General features: G+C 63.3%; 7 protein-coding genes and 2 pseudogenes. 5 read left to right on the top strand and 4 right to left on the bottom strand.

Features of this window, described 5'->3' with window-relative positions:
• A pseudogene (locus tag EOA79_RS27485) lies at positions 1–351 on the bottom strand (hypothetical protein); the annotation flags it as partial.
• 183 nt (positions 352–534) lie between these two features.
• Here EOA79_RS27485 and EOA79_RS27490 point away from each other — a divergent pair.
• The 3 genes from EOA79_RS27490 (at position 535) to EOA79_RS27505 (ending at position 3,952) form a co-directional block, all read left to right on the top strand.
• A complete protein-coding gene (locus EOA79_RS27490; RefSeq protein ID WP_095824632.1) occupies positions 535–1,641 on the top strand; it encodes a KamA family radical SAM protein in 1,107 nt (368 codons plus the stop codon).
• Between the two features lie 78 nt (positions 1,642–1,719).
• Complete coding sequence (locus EOA79_RS27495; RefSeq protein WP_095824685.1) at positions 1,720–2,556, top strand: BA14K family protein; 837 nt, start codon at positions 1,720–1,722, stop codon at positions 2,554–2,556.
• Positions 2,557–3,079: 523 nt separating this feature from the next.
• The gene (locus EOA79_RS27505) at positions 3,080–3,952 is read left to right on the top strand and encodes a ferritin-like domain-containing protein (protein WP_095778970.1); all 873 of its coding nucleotides are present in this window, start codon (positions 3,080–3,082) and stop codon (positions 3,950–3,952) included.
• On the opposite strand, the gene EOA79_RS33005 is transcribed toward EOA79_RS27505, so the two are convergent.
• On the bottom strand, positions 3,949–4,101 hold the full coding sequence (locus EOA79_RS33005; RefSeq protein WP_164748317.1) for a hypothetical protein: 153 nt from the start codon (positions 4,099–4,101) through the stop codon (positions 3,949–3,951). The genes EOA79_RS27505 and EOA79_RS33005 overlap by 4 nt on opposite strands.
• On the opposite strand from EOA79_RS33005, the gene EOA79_RS27510 reads away from it, so the two are divergent.
• Entirely contained in the window at positions 4,043–5,563 is a 1,521-nt protein-coding gene (locus EOA79_RS27510) for an FAD-dependent oxidoreductase (RefSeq protein ID WP_095824631.1), read from the top strand. The two genes, EOA79_RS33005 and EOA79_RS27510, sit on opposite strands and share 59 nt — an antisense overlap.
• Positions 5,564–5,656: 93 nt before the next feature.
• On the opposite strand, the gene EOA79_RS27515 is transcribed toward EOA79_RS27510, so the two are convergent.
• Both EOA79_RS27515 and EOA79_RS27520 read right to left on the bottom strand, forming a co-directional pair.
• Positions 5,657–5,845 (bottom strand): hypothetical protein, encoded by a 189-nt coding sequence (locus tag EOA79_RS27515; protein ID WP_066992893.1) that lies wholly within the window; start codon positions 5,843–5,845, stop codon positions 5,657–5,659.
• Between the two features lie 219 nt (positions 5,846–6,064).
• Positions 6,065–6,274 carry a cold-shock protein gene (locus EOA79_RS27520; RefSeq protein WP_066992896.1) on the bottom strand — a complete coding sequence of 70 codons (210 nt, stop codon included), beginning with the start codon at positions 6,272–6,274 and terminating at the stop codon, positions 6,065–6,067.
• 553 nt (positions 6,275–6,827) lie between these two features.
• Between EOA79_RS27520 and EOA79_RS33800 the strand changes: the two are divergent.
• Positions 6,828–7,006: pseudogene (locus EOA79_RS33800) on the top strand (septum formation inhibitor MinC); the annotation flags it as partial.

The raw sequence follows: 7,006 nt of genomic DNA on the forward strand, positions 1-7,006 counted from the left end.
ATCCAGTATCTCGTCGAACTCGCCCAGCGTTTCGATGACGGGGGCGCCGCGGGCAACGCGCGCCGCCAGTTTGGCGAGAACCTGCTGCAGCTCGGTCTCGCGCTTGCGCTGGTCCTGATAGTTCTGCTGGAAGAAGAAGATGAACAGCGAAACGCCGATGCCGATCAGGATCACGCCCAGCTGCGAAAAGATGTTGCGATAATATTCCAGCAGCTTTTCGCGATGGCGCAGTTCGTCGCGCACGCTGTGCGCCACGCGCAGATTGACGATGAGCGAAATGATCAGCAGCCCGGCGCCGACCAGGATGAGCCCACCGATGAGAAGGTAGCCATGGCCTGCGCTGAAATCCATTCGTCTCGCCCCCGAAGCCTGCGCCAAATTAGCGCCAATTTCGTCGCGCTCAAAGCCACGAGACAAGCCGGGCATCAGGCCCGGCCGGTCTCGCGCGCCACTCCACCGCTCTGCGGCAACCAAAACGATTGACCCGGCCATCCATCCGGCCGATATCCCGCGCAAGTTCGTACCGAGACCCCAATGACCTCAAATACCGATCTCAAGGAAGTCGCGCGCGGACCCGACGCCGCCTGGCAGGACGACGTGCGTGCCGGCGTGCGCCATGTGCGCGACCTCGCAGCCCTGCCGCTCTCACCGGCCGAGCGCGCCGCTGCGCAGCAAGCCGCCGCCGCCCACAAGGTGCGCGTGCCGAAAGCCTATCTCGACCTGATCGACTGGAACGATCCGAACGATCCGATCCGCGCGCAGGTGATCCCATCGCCGGACGAATTGATCACTGCCGAGGGCGAGCTCGGCGATCCGATCGGCGACCACGCCTTCAGCCCGGTGCCCAGGCTGACGCATCGCCATGCCGACCGCGTGCTCTTGTTCCCGACCTATCAATGCTCGGTCTATTGCCGCTTCTGTTTTCGCAAGGAATCGCTGACTTCGATTGGCCGCGGCTATACGCGCGAGGCGCTGGAGCCGGCCCTCGCTTACATGGACCAACATAGCGAGATCCGCGAGGTGATCCTGACCGGCGGCGATCCGCTGTCGCTGCCCGACAAGGCGCTCACCGAAATCCGCGCCCGCATCGAGGCCATCCCGCATGTCCGGCTCCTGCGCATCCACACCCGCGTGCCGGTGGCGCTGCCGTCGCGCATCACGCCCGGCCTTGTGGCGGCCCTGCAAGGAAGGCTGATGGTGACGGTGGTCACTCACTTCAACCACCCACGCGAGATCACGCCGGACACCGAAACGGCCTGCCGGACCATGCGGCAGGCGGGTTTTGTTCTGCTTAACCAGAGCGTTCTCTTGAAGGGCGTCAACGACAAGGTCGAGGTGCTGGAAGAGCTCTGCCGCGAGCTGATCTATCGGTTGGGCGTAAAACCTTACTATCTTCACCATGGCGATCTGGCGCCGGGCATGGCGCACCGCCGCACCACGATTGTCGAGGGCCAGGCGCTGGCCGCGGATCTGCGCCAGCGCCTCTCCGGCATCTGCAACCCGACCTATGTCATCGATCTGCCCGATGGCGGCGGCAAGGTGCCGCTCGGCCCCAGCCACATCGAGGGCCGGGACAGCGAGACATGGCGGATTCGCGGGCAGGACGGGAAGGTGAGGGAGTATCGCGAGGTGGTCGCCTAGTCCCTCATCTCGAGAGGTGGCAGAGGAACTCCCATCCCGCCCCCCGCATTGTATAGCGGGGGCTTGAAGGAGAGCAGCGTGAAGGCATTGTTGGGAATCGTCGGCGGCTTCGTGCTGACCCTGGCCGTGTTTGCCTCAGGGCTCGCCTTCGCCACTTGGCTGCTGGCCGCCAAGCCGGTGCGCCAGGCAACGCCGGCGATCGGCGTTTCGGAGCTCTGGACCAAGGACGTCAGGCCCGTCGATCCGGCGAAGCAGGATCTCGAGCGCATCCCGGCCCAGCAGGCCGCCGGCGTGTCCGTTAAGGCGGACGAGGGGGCCAAAGCGGCGGATACGGCCACGCAGACCGCAGCTCTCCCAACGCCGCAAGCCGCCGCGCCGCGGCAGTTGCAGCCGTTGCCCGAGGTCTCTCCGCCAAATGGTTCACAGACGGGCCAGGCCGATGCGGCGGAACAGCCTTCGGAGCAGGCGCCGGCCCAGCAGGCACGATTGCCCGACGCGCATCTCGAATGGTGCGCCAACCGCTATCGGAGCTACCGCCCGCAAGAAAACAGCTACCGCTCCTACAGCGGGGAGATCCGCCCCTGCATCTCGCCCTATTTCGATCCGGGCCGCGATCGCACAGCCTCGACCGACGGGCGCCAACCCGATCAGCCCTGGATGAACAATCAAGGCGAGGTGACTGACGACCAGGCCGAGGTGGAAGGCTACGCCACGACACGGGACGGCTACGCGACGACTTATGGCGGCCCGCCGGAAGAGATTTTGCCGGAAGACCAGCCTCCCAGGGATCGGCTGCTGGGCCCGCAGATGTCGGGCGATCATATCGACTCCTGCTTCAGCCGCTATCGCTCCTACGATCCGCAGGACAACACTTACCAGCCCTATGACGGCGGCCCGCGCCGGCAGTGCGAGTAGGGCGGCCCACGTTCCTGCGAAGTGACGCTGGGCCGCTGAATCTGGCGCGAGACACCCTCTTGTAACTCAACCGAATCCGTTATTGTTGCGAACGCGGTGGCGGACTGCGGCCTTCACGCCTCAGGTCCGCGAGGCCTGGCAAGCCGCCTACGGCCTGCTCGCCGGCGTCATGATCGCCGCAGCCCGTGAGGTAGAGCTGGCGGCTTGAGCTCTCGTCAGGCTGGAGCGCGAAGCCGAGCGCGGCAGGCGATCTCCTGGGCCTTGTTCATGGCCCGGAGGTCGCGGCGAGGCGCCCGTCGCCGCTCTGCCTGCAAGCCCGGCGCCCGCCCGGGCGACAGGGCTCGAGCCATTGGCTGCGCAAAACCGCACCAGCGCCACGCGAGCCGTATCGCGGCCGCATCAGGCTCCCCCAGGCAAAGCCATATCGGCTTCTTTTCAGGAACATTCTGCCTTCTGCGAAGTTTGGCGGCTGGCCCGCTCATTGAGGCCAAACCGGTTGACAGGCGGGCTTCGGGAGGAAGCTATGACCGCTGTCACGCCTTCACTTCATGTTTGTCGCCGCCGGGCACTGCAAATCGGTCTCGGAGCGACCCTTGCTTCAGCGGCCGGCATTGCTGCGACTTCGTCTGCTGCCGCGCAGGACGACATAAAAGACGAAGACATTTTCCGCTTCGCGCTCAACCTGGAATATATGGAGGCCGAATATTACCTCCGCGGCACCACGGGAAAAGGCATCGAGGACTCGGACATCGGTTCCAAACCCGGCGACGTCGTCGGCGGCAAAAAGGTTGCGTTCGATACGCCCGCGCTCGGTGAATTCATGCGCGAGGTCGCGGAAAACGAACTTGCCCATGTCAGGTTCTATCGCAAGACGCTGGCGTCGAACGCGGTGGACCGGCCGGCGATCGATTTCGATGCCGGCTTCGCCGCGGTCGCCAAGGCGGCCGGCCTCGGCGACGATTTCGATGCGTTTGGCAACCAGATGAATTTCGTGCTCGGCGGCATGCTGTTCGAGGACGTCGGTGTCACCGCCTACGCCGGTGCGGCAACTGTCCTGAAGAACAAGGAATTCCTCGCTGCCGCAGCTGGAATTCTCGCGGTCGAGGCCTATCACATGGGAATGGCGCGTTCCTCGCTCTATCGCATGGGCGAGAAGGCCTGGAAGGCGGCGAATGCGGTTTCCGACGCACGCGACAAGATCGATGGGAACGAGGACAAAGACCAGGGCATTCAGGTTGACGGCAAGGCCAACGTCGTTCCTTCGACGCCGGATGCGATTGCCTTCACAAGGACGCCGCAGGAGGTGCTGCGCATCGTCTATCTGACCGATCAGTCGGGTGTGAGCAAGGGCGGCTTTTACCCGAACGGGATGAACGGAACGCTCAAGAGCACCTAGCCGTTGAAGTGGAGCCGGTCACGATGATCTGCAACCCGGGCCGAGCAGCATTCGGCGCGGGCATCCGATTTCGTTTCGACGAGGCAGGCAATGAACGTCAGCAGCGAAGCGACCAGATCTTTTTGGACACTCGACACCAGCTTGCCCAACGCGCCTCGCCTCGAGCGGGATGAGCATTGTGACGTAGCCGTCATCGGCGCCGGCATCGCCGGCGTTTCCATCGCCTACGAACTGGCCTTGGCGGGACGCAGGGTGGTGCTCGTGGATCGCGGCCCCTTGCTCGGCGGCATGACATCGCGCACGACCGCCCATCTGGCACCCATCTGCGACGACGGCTTGAGCGCGCTGATCGACATGCGCGGCGAGGCTCTGGCGCGCGGATTCCAGGAAAGCCAGCAGGCCGCCGTCGACCGCATCGAACGCCATGTCGCCACGCTGGAGATCGACTGCGATTTCCGCCGGCTGGACGGCTTCCTGTTCCCGGCCGCATGGATGGACGAGAAAGAGGCCGCCAGAGAATGCAACAAGGAGTATGCGGCTGCGGCAAAGATCGGCGCCGAAGCTGAGCATGGCAAGGGTGTGCCGCTCAAGGGCCATGAATCGGCGCCCATCCTGCGCTATCCAGACCAGGCGACCTTCCACCCGCTGAAATATTTGCGCGCGCTGCTGGCCGATTTCGAGAAACGAGGCGGCAAGGCATTCGCCGACAGCGCCGTCACCGAAATCGAGGAGGGGGACAAGGTTCGCCTGAAATGCGACGACGGCTCCACCGTAACGGCTTCGAACGCAGTGTTTGCCACCAATTCCCCGATCAACACCTGGGTCAAGATCCACAGCAAGATGGCGCCTTACCGCACCTATGCAATGGCTTTCGACATTGCCAGGGGAACCCTCCCGGATGCGCTCTACTGGGATATGGACGATCCCTATTATTATGTCCGCCTCAATCCCGGCCCCGGCAAGACGGACTGTCTCATAGCCGGCGGCCGCGATCACAAATCGGGCGAAGCGGATGACGGCGCGGCGCGCTTTGTCGCGCTCGAGGCCTGGATCAGGGCATTGGTGCCCGATCTTGGCGGAGAACGAGCGCGATGGTCCGGCCAGGTCCTCGAAACGATCGACTTTTGCGGCTTCATTGGCCGAAGCCCCGGCAACGGCAACGTCTTCATCGCCACCGGCGACTCCGGCCAGGGCATGACGCATGGCGCCTTGGCCGGACTGCTCATCCGCGATCTGATCGTGGCCGGATCGAACTCCTGGGAAGCCGTCTACGCCCCCGACCGGACGCCGCCCGCCGCGCTCGCGCACTACGTCAATGAGAACCTTACGACGGTGAAGAACCTTGCCGGCTATTTGCTGCCCGGTGAGGTCAAGTCGGCCGACGCCCTCGAGCCCGGCGAAGGCGGCATCCTTCAGGACGGCTTGAGCAAGTTCGCCGTGTGCCGCGATCGCGACGGCAAGCTGCACCGGCATTCGGCCAGTTGCACGCATCTCGGCTGCATCGTGCACTGGAATTCGACCGAGCAATGCTGGGATTGCCCCTGCCACGGCTCGCAGTTCGCGCCGGACGGGACTGTCCTCAACGGCCCGGCCATCCGGCCTTTGGGATAGTTCGGCTGAAGGGAATTGGATCGGCGATTCCCAGCCGCGGGAAGTCGAGTCGAATCGCGTCGGGAGAAGTGGACTTCCCCAAGACCTCCGTCGCTATTTTCGCCTTGCCGGCTTCTTCTTTGGCTCCGCTTCAACCGGCCCGCGGGCGAGCCTGGCCGCGCGGAGCCGTTCCGTCTTTGCCTGCCGCGCTGCCGCTTCGCCCTCGATTATCGTGCGCGCCGTCTTCGTGGTGGCTTCGCTCTTGGCGTCGCCCTTCGGCTTGAACACACTGGTTTCGGCCATGGTCTACCTCGCAATTTGAAACGAAGAAGGCCGGGCAAGCCCGACCTTCCAAAGCATATCTCCCGAAATCGGAAACCGGTTAGGGGAAGACATGCGTAAAACCCCAAAACATGTTGCCCGAAATCGGGAGCCGGTTTCGGGACGAAGACATCCGCAAGATCAAAGTGCTCCAAGGCCAATGCCGGTACATCCGCGGTCAAAGGCCATGGATGCACGGCATCAGCCCGCCTGGATATTCTCCGCCGAGCTTTTGCCGTTCCGCTGGTTCTTCACGATGTCGAAGCTCACCTTCTGGCCCTCCGCTAGCGAGCGCATTCCGGCGCGCTCGACGGCGGAGATGTGGACGAACACGTCCGGCTGCCCATTGCCCTGCTCGATGAAGCCGAAGCCTTTCGTGGCGTTGAAAAACTTCACGGTTCCAGTAGTCATACGATTTTCCTTTCAAATCGACGCAAATCATCGCCGCCTGGCTGCGTGCCAAACGTCGCAGTCTTCGAAATTGAGAGGGAAGATCGTCAGGGCGCCAAGGCGCAGAAACAACGTTCGTTCAACAAGTTCGATTTGAAAAACATAGCGCTTAACCGAAGCGGCGACAAGGCGAGGCGAAATAATATTGTCGGCGCCGTTGTCCTGAAAAGCTTGCCGGCGACTAAATTTCGCTTGACGCGCGACGCCGTCCGACTCCTATGAAGGGCTTCCGCGTGGCGCCGAAGAAAGAGCCGAGATACAGATCTTGGTGCCTCCGCCGACAAGAACCGAAATGCCGAGCATATTGTTGGCCGTTAGGCCCCGCTGAGCGTTCCTTGCCGGCTCACGCCATGTGTCGAATTGTGTGCTGGATAGACGCTGCGGCAGGCACTGTGACCACCCCGCCACAAAACTTAGCTGCGCCAGTTCCTCAGCGGCCGCCACCCGCAAAATTAACCTTTTGTTAACCATTCGCCCGGCACCCTTTAACCATTGAGTAAGGATTCGTCTGGCCGTGACCTTCGCCGCCCCTTTGCACAACAAATCCATCCGCTTCCGCGCCCGCTCCTTCGTCGCTTTCACGCTGACGCCGGAGGCGCCGATCGACGAGTGGCTGGAGGGGCTCGATCACTGGATCGGCAACTCGCCGGGCTATTTCAACGGCCGCCCGGTAGTGCTGGATCTCAACACTTT

The organism is Mesorhizobium sp. M1A.F.Ca.IN.020.03.2.1, from assembly GCF_004023205.1.
GTDB lineage: Bacteria > Pseudomonadota > Alphaproteobacteria > Rhizobiales > Rhizobiaceae > Mesorhizobium.

Coding starts and splice junctions, on each gene's coding strand:
- EOA79_RS27490 (WP_095824632.1), top strand. CDS start 535: ATGACCTCAAATACCGATCTCAAGGAAGTCGCGCGCGGACCCGACGCC.
- EOA79_RS27520 (WP_066992896.1), bottom strand. CDS start 6,274: ATGACTACTGGAACCGTGAAGTTTTTCAACGCCACGAAAGGCTTCGGC.
- EOA79_RS27505 (WP_095778970.1), top strand. CDS start 3,080: ATGACCGCTGTCACGCCTTCACTTCATGTTTGTCGCCGCCGGGCACTG.
- EOA79_RS27515 (WP_066992893.1), bottom strand. CDS start 5,845: ATGGCCGAAACCAGTGTGTTCAAGCCGAAGGGCGACGCCAAGAGCGAA.
- EOA79_RS27510 (WP_095824631.1), top strand. CDS start 4,043: ATGAACGTCAGCAGCGAAGCGACCAGATCTTTTTGGACACTCGACACC.